The sequence below is a fragment of the Labrys sp. Lb11 genome, from assembly GCF_057554225.1.
Window position 1 is genome coordinate 47,112 of the sequence record NZ_BAAJOT010000010.1, and the last position, 25,953, is coordinate 73,064.

The 25,953-nt window shown below is 69.5% G+C and carries 21 protein-coding genes and 1 pseudogene; 13 read left to right on the forward strand and 9 right to left on the reverse strand.

What is annotated here, in order from left to right; genetic code table 11:
* Positions 1-13 precede the first annotated feature (13 nt).
* The 6 genes from AC27L4_RS30595 (at position 14) to AC27L4_RS30620 (ending at position 6,662) form a co-directional block, all read left to right on the forward strand.
* Positions 14-916: a proline iminopeptidase-family hydrolase gene (locus tag AC27L4_RS30595; RefSeq protein WP_487146442.1), complete on the forward strand. Its 903-nt coding sequence runs from the start codon at positions 14-16 to the stop codon at positions 914-916.
* A 119-nt stretch (positions 917-1,035) separates the two neighbouring features.
* Positions 1,036-2,703, forward strand: coding sequence for an ABC transporter substrate-binding protein (locus AC27L4_RS30600; RefSeq protein WP_487146443.1), 1,668 nt, complete (start codon positions 1,036-1,038; stop codon positions 2,701-2,703).
* A gap of 23 nt (positions 2,704-2,726) precedes the next feature.
* Positions 2,727-3,746, forward strand: a complete 1,020-nt coding sequence (locus AC27L4_RS30605; protein WP_487146444.1) for an ABC transporter permease — start codon at positions 2,727-2,729, stop codon at positions 3,744-3,746.
* On the forward strand, positions 3,743-4,714 hold the full coding sequence (locus AC27L4_RS30610; RefSeq protein WP_487146445.1) for an ABC transporter permease: 972 nt from the start codon (positions 3,743-3,745) through the stop codon (positions 4,712-4,714). Before AC27L4_RS30605 ends, AC27L4_RS30610 begins: the two co-directional genes overlap by 4 nt.
* Positions 4,711-5,682: an ABC transporter ATP-binding protein gene (locus tag AC27L4_RS30615; RefSeq protein WP_487146446.1), complete on the forward strand. Its 972-nt coding sequence runs from the start codon at positions 4,711-4,713 to the stop codon at positions 5,680-5,682. Before AC27L4_RS30610 ends, AC27L4_RS30615 begins: the two co-directional genes overlap by 4 nt.
* Positions 5,679-6,662 (forward strand): ABC transporter ATP-binding protein, encoded by a 984-nt coding sequence (locus AC27L4_RS30620; protein WP_487146447.1) that lies wholly within the window; start codon positions 5,679-5,681, stop codon positions 6,660-6,662. The genes AC27L4_RS30615 and AC27L4_RS30620 overlap by 4 nt, the downstream gene beginning before the upstream one ends.
* A 183-nt stretch (positions 6,663-6,845) precedes the next feature.
* Here the strand turns inward: AC27L4_RS30620 and AC27L4_RS30625 are convergent, their stop codons facing one another.
* Complete coding sequence (locus AC27L4_RS30625) at positions 6,846-8,465, reverse strand: caspase family protein (protein WP_487146449.1); 1,620 nt, start codon at positions 8,463-8,465, stop codon at positions 6,846-6,848.
* Between the two features lie 167 nt (positions 8,466-8,632).
* On the reverse strand, positions 8,633-10,915 hold the full coding sequence (locus AC27L4_RS30630; protein ID WP_487146452.1) for a penicillin acylase family protein: 2,283 nt from the start codon (positions 10,913-10,915) through the stop codon (positions 8,633-8,635).
* A 195-nt stretch (positions 10,916-11,110) separates the two neighbouring features.
* On the opposite strand from AC27L4_RS30630, the gene AC27L4_RS30635 reads away from it, so the two are divergent.
* Both AC27L4_RS30635 and AC27L4_RS30640 read left to right on the forward strand, forming a co-directional pair.
* The gene (locus tag AC27L4_RS30635; protein ID WP_487146453.1) at positions 11,111-11,554 is read left to right on the forward strand and encodes an RpiB/LacA/LacB family sugar-phosphate isomerase; all 444 of its coding nucleotides are present in this window, start codon (positions 11,111-11,113) and stop codon (positions 11,552-11,554) included.
* An 18-nt stretch (positions 11,555-11,572) separates the two neighbouring features.
* A complete protein-coding gene (locus AC27L4_RS30640; RefSeq protein WP_487146454.1) occupies positions 11,573-12,091 on the forward strand; it encodes a cupin domain-containing protein in 519 nt (172 codons plus the stop codon).
* A gap of 153 nt (positions 12,092-12,244) precedes the next feature.
* Here the strand turns inward: AC27L4_RS30640 and AC27L4_RS30645 are convergent, their stop codons facing one another.
* A complete protein-coding gene (locus tag AC27L4_RS30645; RefSeq protein WP_487146455.1) occupies positions 12,245-13,129 on the reverse strand; it encodes a DMT family transporter in 885 nt (294 codons plus the stop codon).
* A gap of 92 nt (positions 13,130-13,221) precedes the next feature.
* On the opposite strand from AC27L4_RS30645, the gene AC27L4_RS30650 reads away from it, so the two are divergent.
* Positions 13,222-14,082 carry a LysR substrate-binding domain-containing protein gene (locus tag AC27L4_RS30650; protein ID WP_487146456.1) on the forward strand — a complete coding sequence of 287 codons (861 nt, stop codon included), beginning with the start codon at positions 13,222-13,224 and terminating at the stop codon, positions 14,080-14,082.
* 35 nt (positions 14,083-14,117) lie between these two features.
* On the opposite strand, the gene AC27L4_RS30655 is transcribed toward AC27L4_RS30650, so the two are convergent.
* The gene (locus tag AC27L4_RS30655) at positions 14,118-14,333 is read right to left on the reverse strand and encodes a hypothetical protein (RefSeq protein WP_487146457.1); all 216 of its coding nucleotides are present in this window, start codon (positions 14,331-14,333) and stop codon (positions 14,118-14,120) included.
* Positions 14,334-14,491: 158 nt separating this feature from the next.
* Between AC27L4_RS30655 and AC27L4_RS30660 the strand changes: the two genes are divergently transcribed.
* A complete protein-coding gene (locus AC27L4_RS30660) occupies positions 14,492-15,544 on the forward strand; it encodes a LacI family DNA-binding transcriptional regulator (RefSeq protein WP_487146660.1) in 1,053 nt (350 codons plus the stop codon).
* Positions 15,545-15,619: 75 nt separating this feature from the next.
* Here the strand turns inward: AC27L4_RS30660 and AC27L4_RS30665 are convergent, their stop codons facing one another.
* From AC27L4_RS30665 to AC27L4_RS30675, 3 genes are all read right to left on the reverse strand, one after another.
* Positions 15,620-16,405, reverse strand: coding sequence for a PhzF family phenazine biosynthesis protein (locus tag AC27L4_RS30665; protein WP_487146458.1), 786 nt, complete (start codon positions 16,403-16,405; stop codon positions 15,620-15,622).
* A 31-nt stretch (positions 16,406-16,436) separates the two neighbouring features.
* Entirely contained in the window at positions 16,437-16,736 is a 300-nt protein-coding gene (locus AC27L4_RS30670) for a hypothetical protein (RefSeq protein ID WP_487146667.1), read from the reverse strand.
* Between the two features lie 538 nt (positions 16,737-17,274).
* Complete coding sequence (locus AC27L4_RS30675; RefSeq protein WP_487146461.1) at positions 17,275-17,625, reverse strand: ClpX C4-type zinc finger protein; 351 nt, start codon at positions 17,623-17,625, stop codon at positions 17,275-17,277.
* 205 nt (positions 17,626-17,830) lie between these two features.
* Here AC27L4_RS30675 and AC27L4_RS30680 point away from each other — a divergent pair.
* Positions 17,831-18,969 (forward strand): annotated as a pseudogene (locus AC27L4_RS30680) (IS3 family transposase).
* 361 nt (positions 18,970-19,330) lie between these two features.
* Here AC27L4_RS30680 and AC27L4_RS30685 read toward each other — a convergent pair.
* Positions 19,331-22,453, reverse strand: coding sequence for an efflux RND transporter permease subunit (locus AC27L4_RS30685; RefSeq protein ID WP_487146462.1), 3,123 nt, complete (start codon positions 22,451-22,453; stop codon positions 19,331-19,333).
* An 11-nt stretch (positions 22,454-22,464) separates the two neighbouring features.
* Positions 22,465-23,574 carry an efflux RND transporter periplasmic adaptor subunit gene (locus AC27L4_RS30690; RefSeq protein WP_487146463.1) on the reverse strand — a complete coding sequence of 370 codons (1,110 nt, stop codon included), beginning with the start codon at positions 23,572-23,574 and terminating at the stop codon, positions 22,465-22,467.
* A 176-nt stretch (positions 23,575-23,750) separates the two neighbouring features.
* Between AC27L4_RS30690 and AC27L4_RS30695 the strand changes: the two genes are divergently transcribed.
* A complete protein-coding gene (locus tag AC27L4_RS30695) occupies positions 23,751-24,404 on the forward strand; it encodes a TetR/AcrR family transcriptional regulator (protein ID WP_487146661.1) in 654 nt (217 codons plus the stop codon).
* A 538-nt stretch (positions 24,405-24,942) separates the two neighbouring features.
* A complete protein-coding gene (locus tag AC27L4_RS30700; protein ID WP_487146464.1) occupies positions 24,943-25,947 on the forward strand; it encodes a hypothetical protein in 1,005 nt (334 codons plus the stop codon).
* Positions 25,948-25,953: the final 6 nt, after the last annotated feature.

Sequence of the window (25,953 nt, forward strand, 5' to 3'; positions counted from 1 at the left end):
AGGGGACGGGACGGTGTCTTCGATCGCAAGCAGGGAAGGACGGGCCGGGTTCGGCTCCTATGAGACGTGGTACCGGGTGTCCGGCGAGCTCGGCGCCGGCAAGACGCCGGTCGTCATCCTCCATGGCGGGCCGGGGGTCGCCCACAACTATGTCGATTCCTACAAGCTCCTGGCGCTGCAGGGCCGGGCGGTTGTCCATTACGACCAGCTCGGCTGCGGCAACTCCACGCTGCTGCCCGACAAGGGCGCCGAGTTCTGGACGCCGCAGCTCTTCGTCGACGAGCTGGAGAACCTCGTCGACCATCTCGGCATCCGCGGCGGCTTCCACGTGCTCGGCCAGAGCTGGGGCGGCATGCTCGGCGCCGAATACGGAGTGCGGCGGCCGAGCGGGCTGCGGTCGCTGACCATCGCCAACTCGCCGGCCTCGATGGAGCTGTGGGTGAGCGAGGCCAATCGGCTGCGCGCCGACCTGCCGGCCGACGTGCGCGAAACGCTGGCGCGGCACGAGCAGGCCGGCACCACCGACCATCCCGACTACGAGGCCGCGACCATGGCCTTCTACGAGCGGCATGTCTGCCGCGTGGCGCCGTTCCCGCCGGAAGTGACGGCGAGCTTCGAGCAGGTCAAGCGCAACCCGACCGTCTACAACACCATGAACGGGCCGAACGAGTTCTTCGTCATCGGCACGCTGCGCAGCTGGAGCATCATCGACCGCCTGCCGGCGATCGACGTCCCGACCCTGATCCTCTCCGGGCGCCACGACGAGGCGACGCCGGCGACGGTGCAGCCCTACAAGGACGGCATCGCCGGATCGCGCTGGGAGATCTTCGAGGAGTCCAGCCACATGCCGCATGTGGAGGAGACGGAACGATGCATGCGGATCGTCGGCGAGTTCCTCGACCGGCACGACCGGTGAGCCGCCGTTCGGAAACAGGGCGCCGGCCCGGCCATGACGGCTGAAAGGTTGCACCCGATCGATAACCGAAGCACTTGTTCCCAAACGACGCTGAGCGGCGTGACAACCAGAAGGGGCGCATGATGATGAAGAGACTGTTCCTGGCGGCGTCGGCCGCCGCGCTGCTGGCCGCGGGCTGGCAGGCTCCGGCCAAGGCCGAGTATCTGCAGGAGCATCGCGGCGGCACGCTGCGCATGCTGGCGCGTTCGGCCGCCGGCACGCTCGACCCGCACATCAACTACACGCTGCAGTACTGGCAGGTGTTCCAGCCGCTCTATGACGGGCTGGTCGCCTTCCGCAAGGCTGCCGGCAAGGACGGCTTCGTCATCGTCCCGGACCTCGCCGAGGCCATGCCGGAGGTCAGCAACGACGGCAAGACCTTCACCTTCAAGCTGCGCAAGGGCATCAAGTTCTCGAACGGCGCCGATCTCGGCGTCAAGGACGTGATCGCCTCGTTCCAGCGTATCTTCAAGGTGTCGGGCCCGACCTCGGGCACCTTCTATGCCGGCATCCTCGGCGCCGACAAATGCCTGGCCGCGCCCAAGGACTGCACGCTGGAGGGCGGCATCAGCGGCGACGAGGCCGCCGGCACGATCACGATCAACATCGCCAAGCCGGATGCCGAGTTCATGGACAAGCTGGCGATGCCGCATGCGGTGATCCTGCCCGCCGGCTCGCCGATCGAGGACGTCGGCTCGAACCCGCTGCCCGGCACCGGCGCCTACATGATCTCGGCCTATGATCCGAACAAGGGCATGACGCTGACCCGCAACCCCCACTTCAAACAGTGGAGCGAGGAAGCCCAGCCCGACGGCTATCCCGACGTCGTCCAGTATGATTTCGGCCTGACCGAGGAAGCCGCCGTCACCGCGATCCAGAAGGACGAGGCCGACTGGATGTACGACCAGCCGCCGACCGACCGCCTGGTCGAGATCGGCACCAAGTACAAGGACCAGGTGCACATCTCGCCGCTGACCGCCTGGTGGTACGCCCCGCTCAACACCCGCCTCGCGCCGTTCGACAACGAGAAGGCCCGTCAGGCCGTGGCCTATGCCGTCGACCGAAACACGCTGGTGAACCTGTTCGGCGGCAAGGTGCTGGCGACGCCGGTCTGCCAGGTGCTGCCGCCGAACTTCCCCGGCCATGTCGACTACTGCCCCTTCACCAAGGATCCGGGCACGAAGTGGACCGCGCCCGACCTCGCCAAGGCCAAGCAACTGGTCGAGGAGTCCGGCACCAAGGGCCAGAAGGTCACGGTCATCGTCGAGGACACGGCGGTGTCGCGCGCCATCGGCGTCTACCTGCAGAGCGTGCTGACCAGCATCGGCTACCAGGCCGACGTGAAGCCGATCTCGCCGAACCTGCAGTTCACCTACATCCAGAACACCAACAACAAGGTGCAGATGTCGGTCAGCCAGTGGTACCAGGACTATCCGGCCGCCTCGAACTTCCTGAACATCCTGTTCAGCTGCGACAGCTTCCGCGAGGGCTCCGATTCCTCCATCAACATCTCCGGCTTCTGCGACAAGGACATCGATGCCAAGATGAAGCAGGCGATGGATCTCGGCGTCACCGACCAGGACGGCGCCAACAAGCTGTGGGCCGAAGTCGACAGGGAGGTGACCGACAAGGCGCCGGCGGTGGCGCTGTTCACGCCCAAGCATGTCGACTTCGTCAGCAAGCGCCTGGGCAACTTCCAGTTCAACGCCCAGTTCTACTGGATCGTCACGCAGTCCTGGGTGAAGTGACGCAAGGCTGACGGGTGGCTCTCGTGTCGACCGACGTCGTCGCCGCGCCGCGCCGGACGCGAGGGCCCTGGGCCCTCGCCTTCGCCAAGCTGACGCGCAACCGGACGGCCATGGCAGCCCTGGCCGTCTTCCTCATCATCGTCGTCGCCTGCCTCAGCGCGCCGCTCTATGCGCGCTGGGCCGGCGTCGATCCCTTCATGTCGACGCTCGATGCCGTCATCACCATCGACGGCGCCGAGGTGCCGGTGATGGAGCAGTCCACCGAGGGGCTCGGGCTCGGCTACACGCCGCTCGGCCCGACCTGGCGGCTCGGCAACTACTTCCTCGGCGCCGACAACCAAGGGCGGGACGTGATGGCGCGCCTGCTCTACGGCGGCCTCAACTCGCTGATGATCGCCGGCGTCGCCACGGTGCTGACCCTGCTGCTCGGCACCGCCGCGGGCCTGGTCGCCGGCTATTTCGGCGGCGTCACCGACACGCTGCTGTCGCGCCTGCTCGACATCCTGTGGGCCTTCCCGATCTATCTCCTGGCGATCTCGCTCTCGATCGTCACGATCGCCCAGGGTATCGCCATCGGGCCGATCACCATCGAATCGGGCAGCCTGTGGCTGCCGATCATCATCATCGGCATCGTCTACATTCCTTATGTGGCTCGGCCCATCCGCGGCCAGGTGCTGGCGCTCCGGAGCAGCGAGTTCGTGCTGGCCGCCGTCAATCTGGGCGTGCCCGGCCCGCGCATCCTCTGGCGCGACATCCTGCCCAACATCACCACCACGCTGATCGTGTTCGTGCCGCTGATGATGGCGCTGAACATGCTGACGGAATCGGCGCTGTCCTTCCTGTCGATCGGCGTCCAGCCGCCCGATGCGAGCTGGGGCACCATCATCCAGGACGGGCAGGCGCTGCTCTACACGCGGCCCGTGGTGGCGCTCGCCCCCGGCATCGCCATCGCGGTCTCGGTGATGGCGCTCAACGTCTTCGGCGACGGCCTGCGCGACGCGCTCGACCCGCGCTCGAAGATCCGGCTGGGGCGCGGTGCATGATCTACGCCATCCTGCGCCGCCTCGGACAGATGCTGTTCGTGATGTTCGGCATCTCCGTCATCGTCTTCCTGATCTTCTTCGCCACGCCCGGCGCCGATCCGGCGGCGCGCATCGCCGGCCGCAACGCGGCGCCGGAGGTGCTGGAGGCGGTGCGCCACAGCTTCGGCTTCGACCGGCCGCTCTACGTGCAGTACGCCCTGATGATGAAGAAGATCTTCATCACCGGCGACCTGACCTCCTTCGTCAACCGCGGCTGGAAGGTGGTGCCGGCGGTGCTGGATTCGATCCCGGTGACGCTGTCGCTGGTCTTCGGCGCCGCGGTGCTCTGGGTGGTGTTCTCGATCCTGATCGGCGTCGTCGCCGCGGCCACCCGCGACAGCTGGCTCGACCGGCTGCTGATGGCGCTCGGGCTGATCGGCATCTCCATGCCGGTCTACTGGCTGGGCGAGGTGATGAACCTGATCACCCAGAGCCGCTACCACGACACCTGGGCTTTCTCCTGGGTGCCGCCGCTCGGCTACAAGGCCTTCTCCGACGACCCCAAGGGCTGGTTCCTGACCCTGGTGATCCCCTGGATCACGCTGGCCATCCTCTATATCGGCATCTACGGGCGGGTGCTGCGGGCGGCGATCATCGAATCCATGCAGGAGGACTATATCCGCACGGCCCGCGCCAAGGGCCTGTCGGAAACCCGCATCCTGCTGCGCCACGCGCTGCGCACCTCGCTGATCGCCTTCGTCACCCTGTTCGGGCTCGACTTCGGCGCGCTGGTCGGCGGCTCGGCCCTGCTGACCGAGGTGGTCTTCGGCCTCCAGGGCATCGGCAAGCTGACATACGACGCGCTGCAGAGCCTGGATCTGCCGATGATCATGGCCACGGTGATGTATGCCTCGATGTTCGTGGTCATCGCCAATGCCGTGGTCGACTTCGTCTACATCCTGCTCGATCCGCGTGTGAAGACGTCATGATGCTGTCGGTCAGCGACCTCAGGGTCTCCTTCCGCACCGACGAGGGCGTGGTCAAGGCCATCGACGGCGTGTCGTTCGACCTCGGCGAGGGCGAGATCCTCGGCGTCGTCGGCGAGTCCGGCTCGGGCAAGACGGTGTCGCTGCTGGCGGTGATGGGCCTGATCACCGACCCCAACGCGGTGATCGAGGGCTCGATCCGCTATCGCGGCCGCGAACTGGTCGGGCTGCCGTCGCGCGAGCTCAGGCGCCTGCGCGGCAACGAGATCGCCATGATCTTCCAGGACCCGATGACGGCGCTGACGCCGGTCTACACCATCGGCTGGCAGATCGCCGAGCAGATCCGGGCGCACCGGCGCATCTCCCGGTCGGCGGCGCTGGCGCGGGTGGAGGAACTGCTGGCCGAGGTCAACTTCCCCAATCCGCGCGAGGCGATGTCGCGCTACCCGCACCAGCTCTCCGGCGGCATGCGCCAGCGGGCGGTGATCGCCATGGCTCTGTCCTGCAATCCGGCGCTGCTGGTGGCGGACGAGCCGACCACGGCGCTCGACGTCACGGTGCAGGCTGGCATCCTCGACCTCGTGCGCAAGCTGCGCGCCACCCACAATTCGGCGGTGGTATTCATCACCCATGACATGGGCGTGGTCTGCGAGCTCGCCGACCGGGTGATGGTGATGTATGCCGGGCGCGTCGTCGAGCGCGGCAGCCGGGCGGCGCTCTTCGCCGAGCCGCGGCATCCCTACACGCGGGCGCTGCTCGGCTCGATCCCGCCGCTGACCGGCGAGAAGCCGCATCGCCTGCCGGCGATCCCGGGCTCGCCGCCGTCCTTGCTGCGCCTGCCGCCCGGCTGCGCCTTCGCGCCGCGCTGCCCGGTGGCCTACGAGCCCTGCGCCGCCGGCAAGCCCGCCCTCGGCGACGGCGCCCATGCCGCCGCCTGTTTCCGCGTGGCCGAAGCCGGAGCGACGCCATGACCAGCTCGCATCCGCCCATCCTCGAGACGCGGGCGCTCTCCAAGCGCTTCTCCATCGGCACCCGCTTCTCGGCCGAGGGCCGGCGCACCGTGCATGCCGTCGACACCATCTCGCTGACGGTGAGGCGCGGCGAGACCCTCGGCCTCGTGGGGGAGTCGGGCTGCGGCAAGTCCACCCTGGCGCGCTGCCTGGTCCGGCTCTACGACATCAGCGACGGCCAGCTCCTGTTCGAGGGCGCCGACATCACCGCCAGCTCGGCGGCCGAACTCCGTCCGTTCCGCCGCCGCCTGCAGATGGTGTTCCAGGACCCCTCGGCCTCGCTCAATCCGCGCCGGCGGGTCGGCGACCTGGTGGCCGAGCCGCTGCGCGTCCACACCAGCCTTGACGCCGCCGGCATCCGCGCCCGCGTCGCCGAGCTGTTCGACCTCGTCGGCCTGCTGCCGGACCATGTCCAGCGCTACCCGCACGAGTTCTCCGGCGGCCAGCGTCAGCGCGTCGGCATCGCCCGCGCCATCGCGCTCAACCCCGACCTGATCGTGCTGGACGAGCCGGTCTCGGCCCTCGACGTCTCGGTGCAGGCCCAGATCGTCAACCTCCTGGCCGACCTGCAGGACAAGCTGAAGCTGACCTACATCTTCATCGCCCACGACCTGTCGGTGGTGCGCCAGGTGTCGACGCGCATCGCGGTGATGTATCTCGGCTCCATCGTCGAGGAGGGCCCCTCGGAGGCGGTGTTCCACGCCCCGGCCCACCCCTACAGCCAGGCGCTGATCTCGGCCGTGCCGGTGGTCGAGGCCACCCCCGGAGGCCGGCGCCGGCGCATCATCCTGTCGGGTGACGTGCCGAGCCCGCTCAAGCCACCCGCCGGCTGCCGCTTCCACCCGCGCTGCCCGATCGCCCAGGACCGCTGCCGTACCGAGCGCCCGGCCCTGGCCGAGCATGGCGCGGGGCGAAAGGTGGCGTGCCACTTTCCGGGGTGAGGACACAGGGGCTGGTCCGATGAGCGCTCGGCGAGGGGCGATCGCCGACGGGGCCGTAGTCGGCCCATGGGCCGCACAGGAGAGCCACCGGGGTTCCGAGGCCCCGGGATTGCGGGATCATGCCGGGAACGCCGGCACGGAGGTCGCCGGGCAATGTCGGCGACAGGACGAGCGGCCGGCTCCCTACGGCGCGCCGCTGGTGACGACGTTGGCGATGCCGATCGAGACGGCCTGGCCTTGCAGCGCCTGCTGCAGGATGGCGGGCAGGTCGGTCGCCGCCTGCGGGCTGGTGAGCGTCCGCAGGGCCTGGTGCAGGTCGTCCATCGGCCGGTCGGTCATCACGGCGACGAGGTGCTCGGAGCCGAAGGGCGGGTCCTTCACCTGCAGGGGCAAGCTGAAGGTCTTGCCGGCCCAGGCGGTGTCGCGCTCGGCGGGCGAGGCGGGATAGAGGAATTCCACCTTGCCGTCGGGCGGCAGGTTGAACAGCGTCATGAAGGGGTGGGGGCCGTCGTCGAGCCGCACGGTCACCCGCTCGCCGATGTGGTGCGCCCGGGCGCCCTCGACGATGTCGAAGGGGACGATGCCGCGTCCGGCCTCGGCCTTGAGGAAGGCGATGGCGCGCCACTTGGCGACGATGCCGGGCAGCCCCTCCGGCGCCACATCCTCGGCGACGATGCCGGCGACGCGCTTCTCCACCGTGCGCGCCGCGATGTCGTAGACGAGATCGGCCGCGTCCTCGTCGGGGACGACGACGGCGCCCTTGACCTCGGCCGGACCGGCGCCGCCGCGATAGGCGAGCTTCAGCGTGTCGTCGAGGGCCACCTGCTCGGCGACCGCGATCGCCTTGGTCAGGTCCGTGTCGGCCGGCGGCCGTGCCGCGGCCACGTCCCGGCGCGCGAGCACGACGATCGGCCGCGGCAGGGCCGGCAGGGAGCGCGGAAACTGTTGGTTGTCGGTGCGCTGCTGGATCGTCGCCCGCACGAAGGCGGTGAGCTGCTGCTCGGTGGTGGCGCCCTTGCGGTCGGCGTCCGCGGCGCCTTCCAGCGCACGGGCGAAGGCGTAGGACAGCGCCCCGCGGGGCTTGCCGTCGATCTGGATCTCCGGCGAGAGCTGGTCGGCAGCGACGGCCGCCAGGAAGGTGACGCTGTCGGCCTCGGCTACGGTGCGGTCCTGCGAGGGCACGGGCGGCGCGAACTTCAGGAGGTCCTCGCGGGAGATCTTCAGCCTGGGCACGGCGCGATAGGTCAGCCCCAGGGTGACGCCGCGGGTCATGCCGCCGGAATGGCAGGAATCGGCGACGAAGACGACATGGACGCCCTTCTTCTCCGCGTCCTTGATCCAGGCCGTGATCTCGTCGTCGAGGATCCGGTTCGCCAGGCCCGGCCCGGTGAGGTCGTAGTCGACCATGATGAAAGTCTCGGCAAAGCCGTCGGGATGGTTCGGGTCGCCAGCCGCGGCCGGCTCCTGGCCGCCATGGCCGGCATAGGTGAAGACCAGGGTGTCCCCGGCCGCGGCTTCGGCCAGGAGGCTGTCCCAGGCGGCCTTGACCTTCTCCTTGGTCACCGCCTTGTCGGTGAGCAGGATCATTCGGTCGACGCCGGCGCCCTGCAGCGCCGCGGCGATGTCCCGGGCGTCGTTCACCGCGCCCTGCAGCTTGTTGACCGGCGGGTCGTAGTCGTCGACGCCGACGACGAGGCCGTAGCGCGCCGCCGCCGCCGGGCCGGCCAGCCCGAGCCCGATGGCGAGGGCGCAGGAGGCCAGGGCGATCCGGGCGAAGCCGCGTGCGGGGGATCGTAGCGTCAAGGCAGCCTCCCACTTGGCCGGGCGGACCGGGCCCTGCAGCCCTGCCGGCCGTCGGAGCCCCCCGGATCACCCTATCGTTCCTTTCAATGTCGGCGATTGATTGTCGCGACGATGACGAACCGAGGCTCGGTCGCCACGGAGAGTCCAGTGTGCGGCGCAGCCTCGCGCTACTGCGCTTCCGCCGGTACCAGCTCGATCACGCTTTCCGCCGCCGCGTCCACCGCCGCGCGCGAATAGAGCAGCGGCAGGTAGCCCCCGGCCGCCCAGGTCGGCGCGAGATCGGCATAGTGCGGCGAGCGCGGATCGCCGGACTGGCCGGGGGCGTTGATGAAGCGGCTCTCGTCCCAGGCGCCGACATCCACCACCATCCGGAATGAGGCGCCGGTGGTGGCGCGGAAGTCGGGCAGGCGGTAATGGGTGTTCATCACCGTCGAGCCCGAGCCGCCGATCGGCAGCGGGCCGATGTCGTGGCGGCGGTCGAGCGGGTGCTCGAAGAAGCCGTGATGCAGCCGGCCCCAGGCCCAGGCGGCCGTATCCTCTCCCATCAGGCCGATGCATTCGGCGAAGGCGGCATCGAGCGTGGCGGCGAGGAGGACGGCTCGGCCGGGATCGGGGCGCTCCAGCGCCGCGAGCAGGGTGGAGACGTCGCCCTCGCCGAGCAGGGTCCGCACCGTCGGGTCGGCGGTGGCGCGATCGAGCAGGGCGGGGGCCAGGTGCTTGTGCCACCACATCTCGAACAGCAGGGCCGCCGGGCTGGCGGCGTCGAGCCGGTGGTCCCAGCCCGCCAGCAGGGCGGCGGCCGGGCCGGGCAGATCCGGCGGGAGCAGGGCGCAGACGCGTTCGGCCGGCCGCGACAGCGTGTCGGTCTGCAGCGCCATGGAGCCGGCCGGCGTGTGGGCGGAGGTGGCGGCCAGCACGGCCCTGATGCGCTCGGCCCGCGAGGGTTCGAGCCATTCATGGCCGAGCCGGGTCACCTCCTGCGGGAAATCCGGCGGCAGGTTCATCTCGTTGGCGCTGGCGACGAAGCCGGCGGCGGGCTCGAGGATGCGCGGCAGGGCGGCGGCGGGCAGGAAGCCGGCCCATTCGTAGCGCCCGTCGCCGGGCACCGGCGTGAGGCCGTTCCAGTTCGGCCGGTCGGGGGCCTTGGCGGCGGCGATCCAGCCGATGGCGCCGGAGGCGTCGGCATAGACCTGGTTGACCGGCGGCACCGACCAGTGCGCCAGCGCCGCCTCGAATTCGGCGAGGCTGGCCGCGCCCTGGTAGGCGATGCTGCCGAAATAGGCGGCGCTGCCCGGCTCCAGCCAGACGGTGCGGACAGCGTAGGCCTTGCGGCGGGCGCGGTCCTCGAACACCACCGGGCCGTGGCGGGTGAACAGGAGCTCGGCCTCCTGGTCGGGCGCGCCCTTGACCGGCACCGCCTCGGTGACGACGCGCATCGGCTCGAACCCCTCGCCATAGCGGTAGAGCCTGGGGTCGTCGGGGTGGGTGTCGTAGACGTAGAGGTCTTCCTGGTCGGTCGGGAAGATGGTCAGGCCGAAGGCGGCCGTGCCGTTGTGGCCGATCGAGATGCCGGGCAGGGCCGGCTCGCCGGCGCCGATGACGTTGAGGCCGGGCGCCTCCAGATGGGCGACGTAGCGCAGCGAGGGCAGGGAATAGGCGCGGTGCGGGTCGCTGGCGAGGATCGGGCGGCCGCTGGCGGTCAACGCCGGCGCCAGCGCCCAGTTGTTCGAGCCCTCCGCCCGGCTGACCCGGCCGTCGACCAGCGCCCGCCACAGCTCGGCTTCCGCCAGGCCGGCGGCGAGGCGGGCAGGCTCGAAGCTGGCCGGCGCCTTGGCGAGGGCCAGCAGGTCGAGCGCCTGGGGTGGCAGGGCCGACGCGTCGAGGCCGGGGGCGAGGATCGGCTCCGCCTTCGGCTCGATCGCCTGGCGCAGCAGGTCGGTCTCCGCATCGGCCAGAGCCATGATCCGGGCTCGGGCGAGCTCGGAGAAGGCGTTGTCGCTGAGGGCGTGGCTGCGGATGCGCACCACGTCCTCGGCCCGCCAGCGGGCCGGGCGGGTGCCGAGGGTGGCGAATTCCGGCGGCAGCAGCGCCGGATCCCGTTCGGTCAGGCCGACATAGGCGTTGATGCCGGCGGCGAAGGCCTCGGTGATCGCGGCCGCGTCCGGCACGCCGTAGGCGGCCCATTCCGCCGCCATGTCGCCGCGGTAGAGGAAGTGGCGGCTGGCGCGGTCCTGGGCGAGATAGCCGGGACCGAAATCCGCCGCCAGCAGGCCAAGGCCGCGCTTGCGCCACAGGTCGATCTGCCACAGCCGGTCGCGGGCGGCGTTGAAGCCCTGGGCGAAAAAGGCGTCACGCCGGCTCAGCGCCCGGATATGCGGCACGCCCCAGCGGTCGACGACGATGGTGGCGGGCCGGTCGAGGCCGGGGACGGCGTGGCGGACAGTGGACATGGCGGGCTCGAAGCTGGCGGGGCGCCGGGCGGGATCCGGCCCTGCCAGTCATAGGCCCTCGGTGGCGCGAGCGGAACAGGCTGGCGGGCGGCGGCGGAAAAGGTCTGAGGATCGTGCGCCGGCCATGGCGTTCGGCGCCGGACCGGACTATCTGAAGGCAACGACCATGGGAATGCGGGAGCAGGAGGAAGAGGCATGAAGATCGTTCTGGGTGCCGACAGCGCGGGCAAGCCGCTTCTGGACGTGATCGCGGCGCATCTGGCCGGCAAGCCGGGGCTGGAGGTGACGGATCTGAGCCAGTCCGGCTTCTACGCCGACATGGCGGGCCGCGCGGCGCAGGCGGTGGGGGAGGCCGGTGACACCCGCGGCATCCTGTTCTGCGGCACCGGCATCGGCGTGTGCATCGCCGCCAACAAGGTGCCTGGCATCCGCGCGGCGCTGACCCACGACACCTATTCGGCCGAGCGGGCGGCCAAGTCCAACAACGCCCAGATCATCACCATGGGCGCGCGGGTGATCGGCCCCGAGCTGGCCAAGGCCATCGTCGACACCTACCTGGCCTCCAGCTTCGACCCGAACGGACCCTCCGCCGCCAACGTCCAGGCCATCGACCGCCTGGAAGACGGCTTCCGGTCCTGAGCGCGGGGAGGCATCGCGATGTGCGGCGACCATCACCACCGCGACCATGCGCATGACCACGCGCACGACCCGCATCCCGGCGAGCGCTGGAAGCATGACGGCGTGCGGGTGATCAAGGGCGACCAGCTCGACCCCAACACGGCGCAGACGCCGGGCATGTACCGGCAGGCGGCGATCAACCATGCCCGTGTCGGCGCCCAGAAGATCTGGGCGGGCACCGTGGCGATCCAGCCCAACGCCAAGACCGGCGTCCACCACCACGGCGCCCTGGAGAGCGTCATCTACGTCGTGCGCGGCAAGGCGCGGATGCGCTGGGGCGAGCGCCTGGAGTTCGTGGCCGAGGCCGGTCCGGGCGACTTCATCTTCGTGCCGCCCTATGTGCCGCACCAGGAGATCAACGCCAATCCGGACGAGGTGCTTGAGTGCGTGCTGATGCGCTCCGACAACGAGGCGGTGGTGGTTAACATCACCGATGTCGACCCGGTGGAAAGGCCGGAGGAAGTCTACTGGGTCGATCCGATCCATCGACAGCCGTGAGGCGCGGGCCGGCGGCAAGGCGCGAAGATGTCCCGCGCCTTCGCCCGGCCGCTTCGATCACGGCCGTCGAACCGTGATCGCCGAAGCCGGTGCCATCGGCGCGTCCCGGCGAGCCCGGCATGGCGTGCCGCCCCCCATGCCGGCGGAGGCGGACTATGCCGCGCCGCCCCTGCGACGGCCGGAGGCGATGGCGATGCCGGCGAGGACGAGCAGGAGGCCGGCCGCCAGGTTGGGGCTGACCGGCTCGCCGAGCAGCAGCACGCCGAAGAGGGAGGCGGTCACCGGGTTGACCGCGACCGACACCGCCACCAGCGTCGGCGCGGCCCGGCCCATGGCATAGGCCCAGAGAAAGAAGATGACGGCGCCGCAGACCACCGCGAGGTAGGCGCAGGCGAGCCATTGCGCCGCCGCGAGGTCGGCGAGCTGCGCCAGGCCGCCCTGCCAGGCCGAGAGGGCGGCGAGGCCGGCGGCGCCGACGCCCATGCCCGCCGCCGCGAACGGGATCGGGCCGCTGCGGGCGATGAAGGGGCGGGACCAGACGGTGTAGAGCGCCATGCACAGCGCCGCCGCCACCATCAGGAGGTCGCCGCGCCAGGCACCGGGCGGGGCAGCGGCGAGGCTGCCGGCGAGCGCGACGCCGACGCCGCCGACCGCGACCAGCACGCCGAGGCTCCTGCGCGGCGTGAGCCGCTCGACGCCGAGCATCGCGCCGGCCACCATGGTCAGGAGGGGCAGGGTGGCGAGCGCGAGGGCGCCGCGTGCCGCCGTGGTGTGGGCCAGGGCCGCGTTGAACAGAACGGGGAAGAGGCCGAAGAACAGGAGGCCGAGGGCGGCGACGCCGGGCCAGTCCCGCCGGGCGGGCCAGGGATCACGGCGCCACAGCGCCAGCGGCAGCAGCGCCAGAACGCCGCCGCCGAAGCGCACCGCGCCGATGGTGATCGGGTCGAGGCTGCCGGCGAGATAGCGTGTCGCCCCGATGGCGGTGCCGCCGAGGGCGCTGGACAGGACGGCGGCGAGGACGCCGGGCAGTTCGGTCATGATGATTCCCGCCGGGTGCGATCACGCCGGCCTATGACATTCCGGCTCGTGCGGGAATCGAATAAGGGCAATAAGTCTGATAAATTCCGGCGATGAGCGCACCGAACCTCGATCCCGACCTGCTGCGCGCCTTCGTCGCCGTGGCCGACCGCCTGTCCTTCACCCGGGCCGCCGCGGCGCTCAACCGCACCCAGGCGACCGTCAGCCTGCAGGTGAAGCGGCTGGAGCAGCGGCTCGGCATCGCCCTGTTCCGCCGCTCGACCGTGCGGGTCGAGCTGACCGCGGCCGGCCAGGGATTTTTGGCCGACGCCAGGCGCATCCTCGACCTCGGCGACCAGGCCCTGGCGCGGCTCTCCGGCCACCGGGCGGCGGGACGCGTGCGCATCGGCGTGATGGAGGATTACGGCACGCGGCTGCTGCCGCAACTGCTGGCCGCGGCGCGCCGGCGCTACCCGCTGGTCGAGGTGGAGATGGAGGTCGGCCTCACGGCCCGCATGCTGCCCAAGCTCGGGACCGCCTTCGACCTCGTCGTGGCCATGCATGCCGAAGGGGCGACGGAAGGCGAATTCCTGCGGCGGGAGGCGGCGTCCTGGGCATCCGCTCCCGGCCATGCGGTGGAAGAGGCCGCGCCGCTGCCGCTGGCCCTGTCCGAGCCCGGCTGCCTCTTCCGGGACTGGGCGATCCGCGCCCTGGAGGCGGCGGGGCGTCCCTGGCGCCTCGCCTTCGTCAGCCGCAGCATGGCCGCGGTGGAGGCGATCGTGGCGCAGGGCCTGGCGTTGACCGTGGCCAAGCGCGGCATGCTCGGGCCGGATCTGCGGGCCGTCGAGCGCGGCCTGCCGCCGCTGCCCGGCGCCGAGATCCGGCTGCACCGTGCCGCCGGCCTCGCCCGGCCGGCCGCCCTGGTCGCCGACCATCTCGCCGAAGGGCTGCACCGGATCGGTGCGCCGGCGTGACGCCATGCGGCCGCGCGGGGACAGGGAAGGCGCGGTCAGGAGCGCCGGACCGAGGGACGCGGAGCCCCGCGCAGCAGGCCGGAGGCCGCAACCGGCAGCCGGACGAGGCCGGCGGCGAAGCGCGACAGCACAGGCCGATGCGGGAATGCCGGGACGAGGGCTGGCGTCGTCTCGGCCGGGGCGGGCTCGGCCGGCGCATCGGCCCAGCGGCTGCGCAGGAGGTCTCGGAAGAAGTAGCTGGCGGGGATCATGGGAATCTCCGGATCATGCGATATGAATCGATTCAATTTCGGAGGATTTTGGTTTTTGAATCGATTCAAAAATAGATTGTTCCAATGGGATGTCAAGTGGATTTGAAGCGATTCAAACGGCGTGCTATCCCTGCCGAAACGGCGAAAGGGCAGGGCCGCTGGAGAAAACCGTTCGACTGGCCGACATCGCCCGCGCGGCCGGCGTGTCGCAGGGCACCGCGTCCAACGTCTTCAACCGCCCGCATCTGGTGCGCGAGGAAGTGCGCCAGCGGGTCGAGGAGACGGCGAGGTCGCTGGGCTATCGCGGCCCCGATCCCAGGGGCAAGATGCTGCGGGCCGGCAAGGTCAACGCCATCGGCGTCGCCACCGCCCAGCCGCTGCCGTACTTCTTCGAGGACCCCTTCGCCCGCACCCTGATGGCCGGCATTGCCGAGGCCTGCGACGACCAGGGCGCCGGCCTCGCCCTGGTCTCGGCGATGAACGACGAGCGGCTGGCCTGGAACATCCAGACCGCCCTGGTCGATGGTTTCATCCTGCTGTGCATCGACCAGGGCGAGCGCCTGGTCGCCCTGACGCGCGAGCGCCAGCTGCCGTTCGTCGCCCTGCATCTCGGCCAGGAGGACGAGGCGATGTCGGCCATCGGCATCGACAACGCGGCAGGCGCGCGGCTGGCTGCGCAGCACCTGGCCGGCCTCGGGCACCGCCGCTTTGCCGTGCTGTCGCTGCCCTTCTCCGCCCGGCGTTACGGCATCGTGCTGCCGGCCGAGCTGCGCCGCGCCGTCTACACCACCTCGCGCGACCGGGCGGTCGGCTATCTCGACGCCCTGGCCGAGTTCGGCATCGCGGCGGCCCGGGTGCCGGTCTACGAGACGCGGAATGAGCCGGAGAGCGTGCATGCCGGCCTGGCGTTCCTGTTCAACGGGCCCGAGCCGCCGACGGCGCTGCTGGCGATGTCGGACCGGATCGCGCTGCTGGCGCTGGACTGGCTGGCCCGGCGCGGCATCGCCGTGCCGGGCGCGGTGTCGGTGGTCGGCTTCGACGGGGTGCCGGCCGGCGAGACCTCCAGCCCGCCGCTGACCACCGTGGCCCAGCCGATCGACGCGATCGGCCGGCGGGCCGTCGAGATGATCCTCGACCATGACGGCACGCTTCGGCGCGAGACGCTGGCCGTCACGCTCGCCGTCCGCGGCTCGACGGCGCCGCCGCGGTGAGCGTGTTCGTGCGTCCTCGCGGCCTTGCCGGTGGCTCCGACGTCGCCAGGCGGCACTGATCCCCGCCGTGCGGCGTCAGATGCTGACATGGCCTTCGAGATAGAAGGCGCACCGCCCTTCCAGCTCGACCCGTGTCCCGGCGAGGCGGCAGAGTACTTCCCCGCCGCGCCGCGAGGCCTGATAGGCCCGGAAGGAGGAGCGGTTCAGGCGCCCGGCCCAGAAGGGGGCGAGCGCGCAATGGGCTGCGCCCGTGACGGGATCCTCGGGAATGCCCTTGGACGGCGCGAAATAGCGGCTGACGAAATCATAGCCGCCGTCACCGGCGGTGGTGACGATGACGCCGCTGCGGTCCAGCTCCGCGATCCCGGCCAGGTCGGGCGACAGCCGGCGGACGACATCCGCGCTTTCCAGCACGGCGAGATAGGCGAATGCGTCGGCCATCACCTCGAGCGGTTGCACGCCGAGCGCCTCGGCGAGGCCGGCCGGCGTCCCGGTCGCCTCGCAGAAACGCGCGGGAAAATCCATGACATAGCTACCGCCCGCCCGCCGGACCGGCAAGGGACCGCTGGCGGAGTGGAAGACGACACGGTCCCGCGCCGGGTCGAGCCGTTCCATGACGACGGCGGCGCTGGCGAGAGTGGCGTGACCGCAGAGCGGCACCTCCAGCCTGGGCGTGAACCAGCGGATGCGGAAGTCCTCGCCGTCCGGCACCAGGAAGGCCGTCTCGGCGAGATTGTTCTCGGCCGCGATGTCCTGGAGCCGCGCGTCGTCGGGGTAGCGGTCGAGGAGCAGGACCGCGGCAGGATTGCCGGCGAACACGGCCGCCGTGAAGGCGTCGACCTGATAGATGGGTGCTCGCATGACGGCCTCCCGGGATGGAGCCGCAGGCATATCACGCGGACTCGCCCGGCGGCGACCGCGGCTCCGGTGGTCCGGGCCGGCGTCGGCCGGTCACTCCGCCGCGAGCGCCAGCGGCCTCACGGATGCGGTGTCCGCCGCAGGCGCCTCCGCGCGCCGGCGCGGCACGCGGAACCAGAGGGCGCCGGTTATGGCCGGCTGCGACGTCGGATCCGATCTGGTCGACCAGGATCGCGGTGTTGCGCGTAATCATGCCGTCGATGGCGATCAGGCCGAGCAACGCCACGAAGCCGAAGGGCGCGTCGAACACGCCGCAGGAGGCGCAAAGCGTCATTGCCTGCTACGGTCAAGGATGGACCATCAAGTAACTGCACGGAACCATGAAGTCGCGGGGAGTGGACATTGAGCAGAGCCTGCTTGCCGATGCCCACGCCCTGGAAAACTCCGCGGCGGCGGTCGTGACGGCCTCGGTGCGCGTCATGCAACTGGTGTAGGGGAGGGGCGAAGCCGGCCAAACCGTCAGTGCCACACAGGTGTTCGATGCCGAGGAGATCGACGTCATCGCGGCGGTGGTGCCCAGGTTCGAGGGTCGGACTGAGAAGCAGAAGAACGCGCATCCCCACGCCAGCCTGGCTTGGGCGGCTTGGCTCATCGCCCGCCTCGGCGGCTGGAAGGGCTACGCCACCGAACGCCCGCCCGGACCCGAGACCTCCATACGGGGACTCCAGCGCTTCACCGCCATCGGTGAGGGCTTCACCCTCGCTCGACAACTCCCCTCGCGGACCGACAAAGCTGACACACTGAGATGTGTGCCGACGCTAGGTTCCACAGAGGGGCATAGTCCAGTCTCATTCCAGGGGGGGCGGCCCACTTTACAATATCTTTGAAAAAGTATTTACACACTCATTGCATATGAATACTCCGGGGCCTGCGCCCAAGCGAACCTTGGGAGGGCGTTGATCGCAGAAGGAACATGAATTCCTGCTGGGAGTTCGTTGTTTTGAATTTTTATTTGAAATATCTAGAATCCTTTCAATGGAAATGTGCATGTAGTGCAATAAGGCCAATTCAGCATCGTCGTACTTTTCCATATCTTCAATAAATTTAAATAAAAGAAGGCTACAAATAGACGTATATAACATCGATTTGTGGTTTTTATTTTGAAATTGTTCTCCAATTAATTTCGTAATTATTTCGCCGAGTTTTTCAATTTCTTCGTTCATTTTGGTATTCCTGCGATACCTGGTCCAAAGATGGTTGGTATTCCACCGCGGCAGATCGAGCGAGCCTGGCCGCAGATCCTGGCCCCCGCGAACATACCTCTTACTTGCAGACAAGCCGCAAGAGCCGGCTCGGGAAATTTGGACAGGCCAGATAAGTGGAGTTCGGCCCTGGACGTGGCATAAGATGCCAAGGGCAGGAGCGATGATGACGAGACGAGCACGCCGCAACCATACGCCGGCGTTCAAGGCGAAAGTCGCCTTGGCGGCGATCAAGGGTGACAAGACGCTGAACGAGCTGGGCCAGCAGTTCGACGTTCACGCCGACCAGATCGCGCAATGGAAGGCCCAGCTTCTTGAAGGGGCTACCGGGGTATTCGGCGGGAGCGGCACGGTCGCGCCTGCTTCGCCCGCCGTTGATGTGAAAACGCTCCATGCCAAGAGGGGGGAGCTGACGCTGGACAATGATTTTTTAGAAGGAGCGCTCACCAAGGCCGGCCTGCTGAGCGCAAGGAAATGATCGACCGCAAGCACGCTCTGCCGATCAGCCGCCAAGCCACGGCTTTGGGGCTCAGCCGGAGCAGTGTCTACCATCTGCCCCGGCCGGTTCCACCGGGCGATCTTGCTCTGATGCGGCGGCTCGACGCGTTGCATCTTGAGTATCCCTTCGCCGGCTCTCGCATGCTGCAAGGCCTTTTGGCTGCCGATGGATTGAGAGCGGGGCGCCTTCACGTCTCGACGTTGATGAAGCGGATGGGGATTGAAGCGATCGACCGGCGGCCAAACACCTCGAAGCCGGCAGAAGGACACAAGATCTATCCCTATCTCTTGCGCAAGCTACCTGTGACCCGGCCGAACCAGGTCTGGGCGATGGACATCACCTATATCCCGATGCGCCGGGGCTTTGTCTACCTGGCGGCCGTGGTGGACTGGTTCAGCCGCCGCGTCCTGTCCTGGCGGCTCTCGATGACGATGGAGGCGGACTTCTGTATCGAGGCGGTCGAGGAAGCTCTGGCGCGCCATGGCAAGCCGGACATCTTCAAGACCGATCAGGGCAGCCAGTTCACCAGCGAGGCCTTCACCAGCCTGCTGATCGAAAATGGCGTCAGGATCAGCATGGATGGCAAGGGCGCCTGGCGCGATAACGTCTTTGTCGAACGGATCTGGAAGTCGGTCAAATACGAGGAAGTCTATCTGCACGCCTACGACACCGTGCCCGACGCCCGCGCCTCGATCGGCCGATACCTGACCTTCGACAATACCCGCTGACCCCATTCGAGCCTTGACCGGAAGACACCTGATCAGGCCTACTTCAACAAGCCAACGCCAATCCCGGCGGCGGCATAATACCGGCCGAAACCCACTTATCCGGCAGCTTCAGCTGTCCAAACAAACCGAGCCGGCTCTCGCCTTCCTTGAGACGCTTACCTCCGATATCCGGAGCTATCGGGCGCCAAATGCCTCCTCGGCAGTGGCGAAATAGGCTGTTGGAGCGCAAGGGTGCGTGACGCGTGACGCCCAGCGGAGGGAGAGATGGATTGCTCCCGGCAGGCCGCTTTTGGCGCTTTCGGCGGCCTTCCAACCGTGTCGAGGGCTGCGGCATCGTCCGGCCGCGCGGCGTCGGAGGCCGGCATATCCTTCGAAGTCGAAGGTGCACCGCCCCTCCAGCTGGACGCGGGTAATGCAGCTCCCGACCGGAGCCGGCCTCTCACTCCGCCGCGAGCGCCAGCGGCCTCACGGATGCGGTGTCCGCCGTCTCCGCCTCCGCGCGCCGACGCGGCACGCGGAACCAGAGGGCGTAGAGCGCCGGCAGGAAGAACAGCGTCAGCACGGTGGCGCAGGCCAGGCCCCCCATGATCACCATCGCCATCGGGCCCCAGAACACCGAGCGGGTCAGCGGGATCATGGCGAGGATGGCGGCGAGCGCCGTCAGCACCACCGGGCGGGCGCGGCGCACCGTGGCGTCGACGATGGCGGTGCGCCGGTCGTGGCCGGAGGCGACGTCGGCCTCGATCTGGTCGACCAGGATCACCGTGTTGCGCATGATCATGCCGGCAAGGGCGATCAGGCCGAGCAGCGCCACGAAGCCGAAGGGCGCGCCGAACAGGTTCAGCGCCAGCGACGCGCCGACGATGCCGAGCGGCGCCGTGGTCAGCACCAGGGCGAGGCGCGAGAAGCTCTGCAGCTGCAGCATCAGGAGCGTCAGGGTGATGGCGATCATGATCGGGAACATGGCGAAGAGCGAGCCGTTGCCCTTCTCGCTTTCCTCGATCGCCCCGCCGGTCTCGATGCGATAGCCGGGCGGCAGGGCCTGGCGGATCGGCTCGAGCGCCGGCAGGATCGCCTTCGTGACGTCCGGGGCCTGCACGCCGTCGCGGATGTCGGCGCGCACCGGGATCATCAGGTCGCGGTTGCGCCGCCAGAGGATCGGCTCCTCATGGCCGGTTTCCACCCGCGCCACCTGGGACAGCGGCACCGGCACGCCGTTGCGGCTGGTGACGGTGAGGTCGCCGATCCCGGCCGGGTCGAGCCGCTCCTCCGGCACGGCGCGGGCGACGATGGCGACGAGATCGTTGCCTTCGCGCATCTGGGTGACGGTGTAGCCCGACAGCAACGTCGACAGGGCCTGGGAGACATCGAGCGGCGTCAGGCCGAGGGCGCGGGCCTTGTCCTGGTCGACGACGAGGCGGATGGTCGGCGCCATCTCGTTCCACTGCAGGTGCGGGTCGCGGATGTCGGGGTTGGCGCGCATGACCTCGCGCACCTCGCCGGCAATGCGCCTGAGCTCGGCCGGATCCTTGCCGACGACGCGGAACTGCACGGGGAAGCCGACCGGCGGGCCGAAGTTGAAGCGGTCGACCCGGACGCGGGCGGCGGGCAGGGCGCCGTCGGCGACGGCCTTCTCCAGCCGCGCCTTGACACGCTCGCGCGCCGCCGTGTCCTTCGACAGGACGACGATCTCGGCGAAGGCCGGGTTGGGCAGTTGCGGGTTCAGGCCAAGCCAGAAGCGCGGGCTGCCATTGCCGACATAGGCGGTCGAGCCGACGATGTCCGGGTCGCCCTTCAGCAGCCCCTCGGCCTCCTCGACGGCCCGCGTGGTGGCGGTGATCGACGAGCCCTCCGGCAGGCGCAGCTGGAAGAACAGCTCCGGGCGCTCCGACAGCGGGAAGAACTGCTGGCTGACCCGGCCGAAGCCGGCGATGGCCAGGGCAAAGACGAGCACCGTGGCGAGCACGACGACGAGGCGCCGGCGCACGCACCAGTCGATCGCGGCGCGCAGGGCCCGGTAGGTCCGGGTCTGGTAGATGGCGTCGGGGTCGGTGTGGGGGCCGTGTGCGGCCGCGGCGAAGTCCGGCATGAGCTTGGCGCCGAGATAGGGCGTGAACACCACGGCGACGAACCAGGAGGCGACCAGCGCGATCGCCACCACCCAGAAGATGCCGCCAGCATATTCGGCCACGGCCGAGGCGGCGAAGCCGACCGGCACGAAGCCGGCGGCCGTGACCAGCGTGCCGGTCAGCATGGGGAAAGCGGTCGAATCCCAGGCGGCCGCGGCGGCGCGGGTCCGGTCCCAGCCCTGCTCCATGCGCACCACCATCATCTCGATGGCGATGATGGCGTCGTCGACCAGGAGGCCGAGGGCGATGATCAGCGCACCGAGGGTGATGCGGTTGAGGTCGATGCCGAGCGCCAGCATCACCATGAAGACGATGCCCAGCACCAGCGGCACCGAGAGGGCGACGACGATGCCGGTCCGAAGGCCCAGAGACAGGAAGGAGACGACGAGCACGATCGCCAGCGCCTCGGCGAAGCTCCTCAGGAATTCGCCGACGGAATGCTCGACCACGGCCGGCTGGTCGGCGATCTGCTCGACGACGATGCCTTCCGGCAGGTCGGCCCGGATCGTCGCCATCGCCGCGTTCACGTCACGGCCGAGGTCGAGGATGTTGCCGCCCCTGGTCATGGAGATGCCGAGGCCGATGGCCGGGCGCCCGTCCTGGCGGATCAGGCTGTCGGGCGGATCCTTGAAGCCGCGCGTGACCGTGGCGATGTCGCCGAGGCGGAAGACGCGCCCGCCGGATTCGACCGGGATCGCCTCGATCGCCGCCACGCCGTCGAGCGCGCCGGAGACGCGCAGCGGGATCGAGGTCGAGCCGGTCTCGATCGCGCCGGCCGGCGCCACCGCGTTCTGGCGCGACAGGCTGTCGAAGATCGCCTGCGGCGTCACCCCCAGCGTCGCCAGCTTCACATGGCTGAACTCGACGTGGATCGCCTTGTCCTGCACGCCGAACAGGTCGACCTTGTTGACGTTGGGCACGCCGAGCAGGGTCTGGCGCATGCCCTCGGCGATGTCCTTGATCCGGCCGAGGTCGAGCCCGTCGGCGCTGATCATGTAGAGGATGGAATAGACGTCGCCGAACTCGTCGTTGATCGACGGGCCGACCACGCCGGCCGGCAACTGGCCGCGGATGTCGCCAAGCTTCTTGCGCACCTGGTAGAACAGGTCCGGCACCTCGCGCGGCGGCGTGGTGTCCTTGAAGCTGACCGTCGCCGCCATGAAGCCGGCGCGGGCATAGGTGTCGACGCGGTCGAAGAAGGGCAGGGCCTGCAGCGCCTTCTCGACCCGGTCGGCGACCTGGTCCTGCATCTCCTGGGCGGTGGCGCCGGGCCAGGCGGCGGTGACGATCGCCACCTTGATGGTGAAGTTCGGGTCCTCGGCGCGGCCGAGCCGGAGATAGGCGAGCGTGCCGCCGACGGCGACCGCCAGGATGAAGAACAGCACCAGCGCCGGATGGCCGACGGCCCAGCGCGACAGATTGAAGCCTCGCATGGCGGCCTCCTTCAGCGGGCGGCGGAGACGATACGCACGCGCTGGTTGCGATCGAGCTTGTGGACGCCGAGCGTCACCACCCTGTCGCCGGCGGCGACGCCGGAGCGGATCGTCACGGCCTCCGCGCCATAGGCGACGACGTCGACCGGGTGGGCCTGAAGCGCGCCGTCGCCGCCGACCACCCAGACCGTCGGGCCCTGGCCGTCGTCATAGACGGCGCTGAGCGGCAGGCGCGCCACTGCCGGGCCGGCGGGGCGGCTGAGCGTCACGGTCGCGGTCATGCCGAGCGCCACGGCCTCGTCGGGAGCCTCGATGGTGAGGCGGGCGGCGAAGGTGCGCGTCGCCGGATCGGCGGCGGGGCTGAGCTCGCGCAGCTTGGCCCGATAGATGCGGCCCGGGGCGGACCAGAGCTCGATGCGGGCGTCGGCATCGCGCGCCAGGCCGAGCTGGGTCTCCGGCAGGTCGACCACCGCCTCCATCTCGCCGAGCCGGGCGATCCTGACCGCCGGCTGGCCGGCGGTGACGACCTGGCCGGGCTCGATCGAGGTCGCCGTCACCACGCCGTCGGCCTCCGCAACCAGCGTCACATAGATGAGCTGGTTGCGCGCGAGATCGAGATTGCGCTCGGCCCGGGTGACGCGACCGTCGGCCTCGTCGGCCGCCGCCTGCTGGCGGTCGGAGGCGGCACCGGAGGCCCAGCCCTTCTTCTCCAGGGTGGAGACGCGCGCGAGGTCGGCCCTGGCCTGGGTCTGGGCCGAGCGGGCGGCGGCAAGCTCGGCCTCGGCCGATTCGACCTGCAGCTTGAAGTCGGTGTCGTCGAGCCGGGCGATCGCCTCGCCGGCCTTGACCCGGTCGCCGACGGTGACGGGGCGCGACACCACCTTGCCGCCGACGCGGAAAGCGAGGTCGGCCTCGGTGCGGGCCCTGACCGTTCCGGCGAAGCTGCGCGCCGTCGGGCGGGCCTCGAAATGGACGGTTTCGGCCTGCACGGCCCGCGGCTTCGGCGCCTGCCCGGCGGCCTCGTCCACCGGCAGGCAGCCGGCGAGGCCGGTGAGCGGCAAGGCCAGGACGAGGGCCCGGCCGATGGCAGTTGCGACGGACGGGATGCTGGCGGTGGCCATGACGGCTCTCCCTCGGGTTGGACTTTTAGATTCATATGTCTTATGATGATTGTCAATATTCGTCAGTGCATATATGATAGTCAACAAATCGGAGGCGTGCCGGGCATGGCAGCGGCCGGCCGAGCGCAAATCTGCTAATGTCGATGCGAGAAGGAGAGTCGCGAGCCGTGGAGACGATGGCGCAGGACAGGGTTGATGCCGGGCCGGCCGGCTCGCGCGCCGGCGCCGACACGCCTGCGGCACTCGAGACGCGCCGGCGTATCGTCGAGACCGCAGAGCGCCTGTTCCGTCAGTTCGGCTACCAGAAGACCACGGTTGCCGACATCGCGGCGGAGCTGTCGATGTCGCCGGCCAACGTCTATCGTTTCTTCGCCTCCAAGAGCGCCATCAACGAGGCGGTCGCCATGCTGCTGACCGGCGAGGTCGAGGCCGTCGCCCGGGCCGCGGCCACCGAGCCCGGCCTCAGCGCCCGCGAGCGCCTGTCGCGCGTCATCCACCAGATCTTCCGCGCCACCGTGCAGCGCTACATCCAGGACAAGCGCATGCATGCCATGGTGCATGTCGCGATCAGCGAGAACTGGAACGTCGTGCACGACCACAAGGCGGCGGTCCTCGCCATCCTCACCGACCTCGTCCGCGAGGGCGTCGCCGCCGGTGAGTTCGCCGTCGAGGGCGACCCGGCGCTCGCCGCCCGCTGCGTCCAGATGGCCAGCATCGCCACCTGCCACCCGCAGATCATCGAGCATTGCCTGCGCGCCAACGAGGATCTGGAGGCGATGATCGACCCGATGGTCGCCTTCTGCTGTCGCGGGCTCGGCGCGAAGGGGTAGGGGGGGCTCCGGACGGCGTCCATCTCGTCGCCGAGGCGTCGGATCGCCGGCCGAGCGCTGCCGCGGTGCGCCCGCGATTTGCGACTGGCCCGACGCTCCGGGGAAGCAGGCGGAGTGATGCCGGGATCAGCGTCGCGACCATGCCGACGCGAAGCTCGATGCGTTGGCGCCCTGGAACCGGAGGCCGCCGGTGCTCCGGCAGGCAAGGCCGCCTGAGAGGCGCGGCCCGCCCCGGAGGAAGGGCGCGAGACGATCGCCATGGCGCGCCTTTATCGGCGGGTTCGCCTCGACCGTTCAGCGCGGCGCGCTGAGGGGCGTTACCGCCCGCTCTTGGTCATGCGGCTGACGTGCAGGCAGCACCACCTATCCCCCTGGTCCGGCTTCTCTGCATTCTCCCGGACCGTCGCCTGCCCTACGGCATTAGACTAGAATCATCCGATAATTTCTTGCCATGTTGGCCGCATGCAAATAGTGTAGGCGTGTTGTCCCGTAGATTGTATCGGATATTCGAACATCTCTCTCCGTGAGGAGCGTGTTGATGGGAAACAGCTACGTCGATGCCTTTTTCGCGTCGGAAAGGGCGCAGGCCTTGTACGAGGTGGCGCGGCAGCTTTACCCCGACGCGGCCTGGCAGGGCTCGGTCCAGCCTTCGGCTGCCGCCGCGGTGCAGGCCGCCTGGGACCAGGCCTATGGCGAGGTGCTGAAGAGGATCCCCGTCGGCCATGGCATCGATCCAGCCCTCGGCCAATACGAACATGCTTCGGTCATCGAGAAGCTGGGCGACCTGTTCCAGGTGACAGGGCCGGCGGTCGAGCAGGTCGCAGGTGCGCTCGTGACCGCCTTGACCACCCTGAAGGCCGCGCTGCCCGATCGCGACACCATGATCGGCGCCAATCAACTCGCGGGCCAGGCGGCGCTCGCCTATGAAAGCGTGACCTTCGAAATCATCATGGCCGCCGCCGCAGTGGTCGAGCGCGACGCCTGGCCGCGGGCGGGAGAGCCGCTCGAAGAGACCTTCCAGAAGCTCTACCTGCTGGAAAAAGCGAGCGAGGCTTACGCGAAGGTCGGCGATCCGCCGGCCGACATGCTGCTCCGGAAAGGCGACGCGCTCGACGCCTATCTCGAATATGCGGCCACGGGCATCGACGCCAGCCATCTGCCGACGACGGCAACCGGCCAGACCTACGAGGACAGCTTCGCGATCACGCTGCAGAGCTTCGACCGAGCCAGCACCCCGGAAGGGCGCCTCGGGGCCATCGAGCAGATGGCCAAACTGCTCGATGGTATCAGCGCGGGCATCACCCGTCTCGCCACCTCGGACCAGGCCGCCGACCTGCAAGCTGCGGGGGACGCGGTCGAACTCGCCATGGTCGTCGCCGAAGCGGCGCGCGGCGTCCTCGGCATGCCCGCGCGCGGCGGCGACGGTGCGCATCAGGGCTCCCCAACCCTTGCCATCTCCGAGAGGGAACAGCGCGCCGGCAACGTTGTCACCGAAATCAACGAGGAACACCTCGGGAAGCCCCACGATAGCCACGTGTTCTGACGCACC

Coding starts and splice junctions, on each gene's coding strand:
- AC27L4_RS30600 (WP_487146443.1), top strand. CDS start 1,036: ATGATGATGAAGAGACTGTTCCTGGCGGCGTCGGCCGCCGCGCTGCTG.
- AC27L4_RS30610 (WP_487146445.1), top strand. CDS start 3,743: ATGATCTACGCCATCCTGCGCCGCCTCGGACAGATGCTGTTCGTGATG.
- AC27L4_RS30615 (WP_487146446.1), top strand. CDS start 4,711: ATGATGCTGTCGGTCAGCGACCTCAGGGTCTCCTTCCGCACCGACGAG.
- AC27L4_RS30620 (WP_487146447.1), top strand. CDS start 5,679: ATGACCAGCTCGCATCCGCCCATCCTCGAGACGCGGGCGCTCTCCAAG.
- AC27L4_RS30630 (WP_487146452.1), bottom strand. CDS start 10,915: ATGTCCACTGTCCGCCACGCCGTCCCCGGCCTCGACCGGCCCGCCACC.
- AC27L4_RS30635 (WP_487146453.1), top strand. CDS start 11,111: ATGAAGATCGTTCTGGGTGCCGACAGCGCGGGCAAGCCGCTTCTGGAC.
- AC27L4_RS30640 (WP_487146454.1), top strand. CDS start 11,573: ATGTGCGGCGACCATCACCACCGCGACCATGCGCATGACCACGCGCAC.
- AC27L4_RS30645 (WP_487146455.1), bottom strand. CDS start 13,129: ATGACCGAACTGCCCGGCGTCCTCGCCGCCGTCCTGTCCAGCGCCCTC.
- AC27L4_RS30650 (WP_487146456.1), top strand. CDS start 13,222: ATGAGCGCACCGAACCTCGATCCCGACCTGCTGCGCGCCTTCGTCGCC.
- AC27L4_RS30655 (WP_487146457.1), bottom strand. CDS start 14,333: ATGATCCCCGCCAGCTACTTCTTCCGAGACCTCCTGCGCAGCCGCTGG.
- AC27L4_RS30665 (WP_487146458.1), bottom strand. CDS start 16,405: ATGCGAGCACCCATCTATCAGGTCGACGCCTTCACGGCGGCCGTGTTC.
- AC27L4_RS30670 (WP_487146667.1), bottom strand. CDS start 16,736: ATGACGCTTTGCGCCTCCTGCGGCGTGTTCGACGCGCCCTTCGGCTTC.
- AC27L4_RS30675 (WP_487146461.1), bottom strand. CDS start 17,625: ATGAACGAAGAAATTGAAAAACTCGGCGAAATAATTACGAAATTAATT.
- AC27L4_RS30685 (WP_487146462.1), bottom strand. CDS start 22,453: ATGCGAGGCTTCAATCTGTCGCGCTGGGCCGTCGGCCATCCGGCGCTG.
- AC27L4_RS30690 (WP_487146463.1), bottom strand. CDS start 23,574: ATGGCCACCGCCAGCATCCCGTCCGTCGCAACTGCCATCGGCCGGGCC.
- AC27L4_RS30695 (WP_487146661.1), top strand. CDS start 23,751: ATGGCGCAGGACAGGGTTGATGCCGGGCCGGCCGGCTCGCGCGCCGGC.
- AC27L4_RS30700 (WP_487146464.1), top strand. CDS start 24,943: ATGGGAAACAGCTACGTCGATGCCTTTTTCGCGTCGGAAAGGGCGCAG.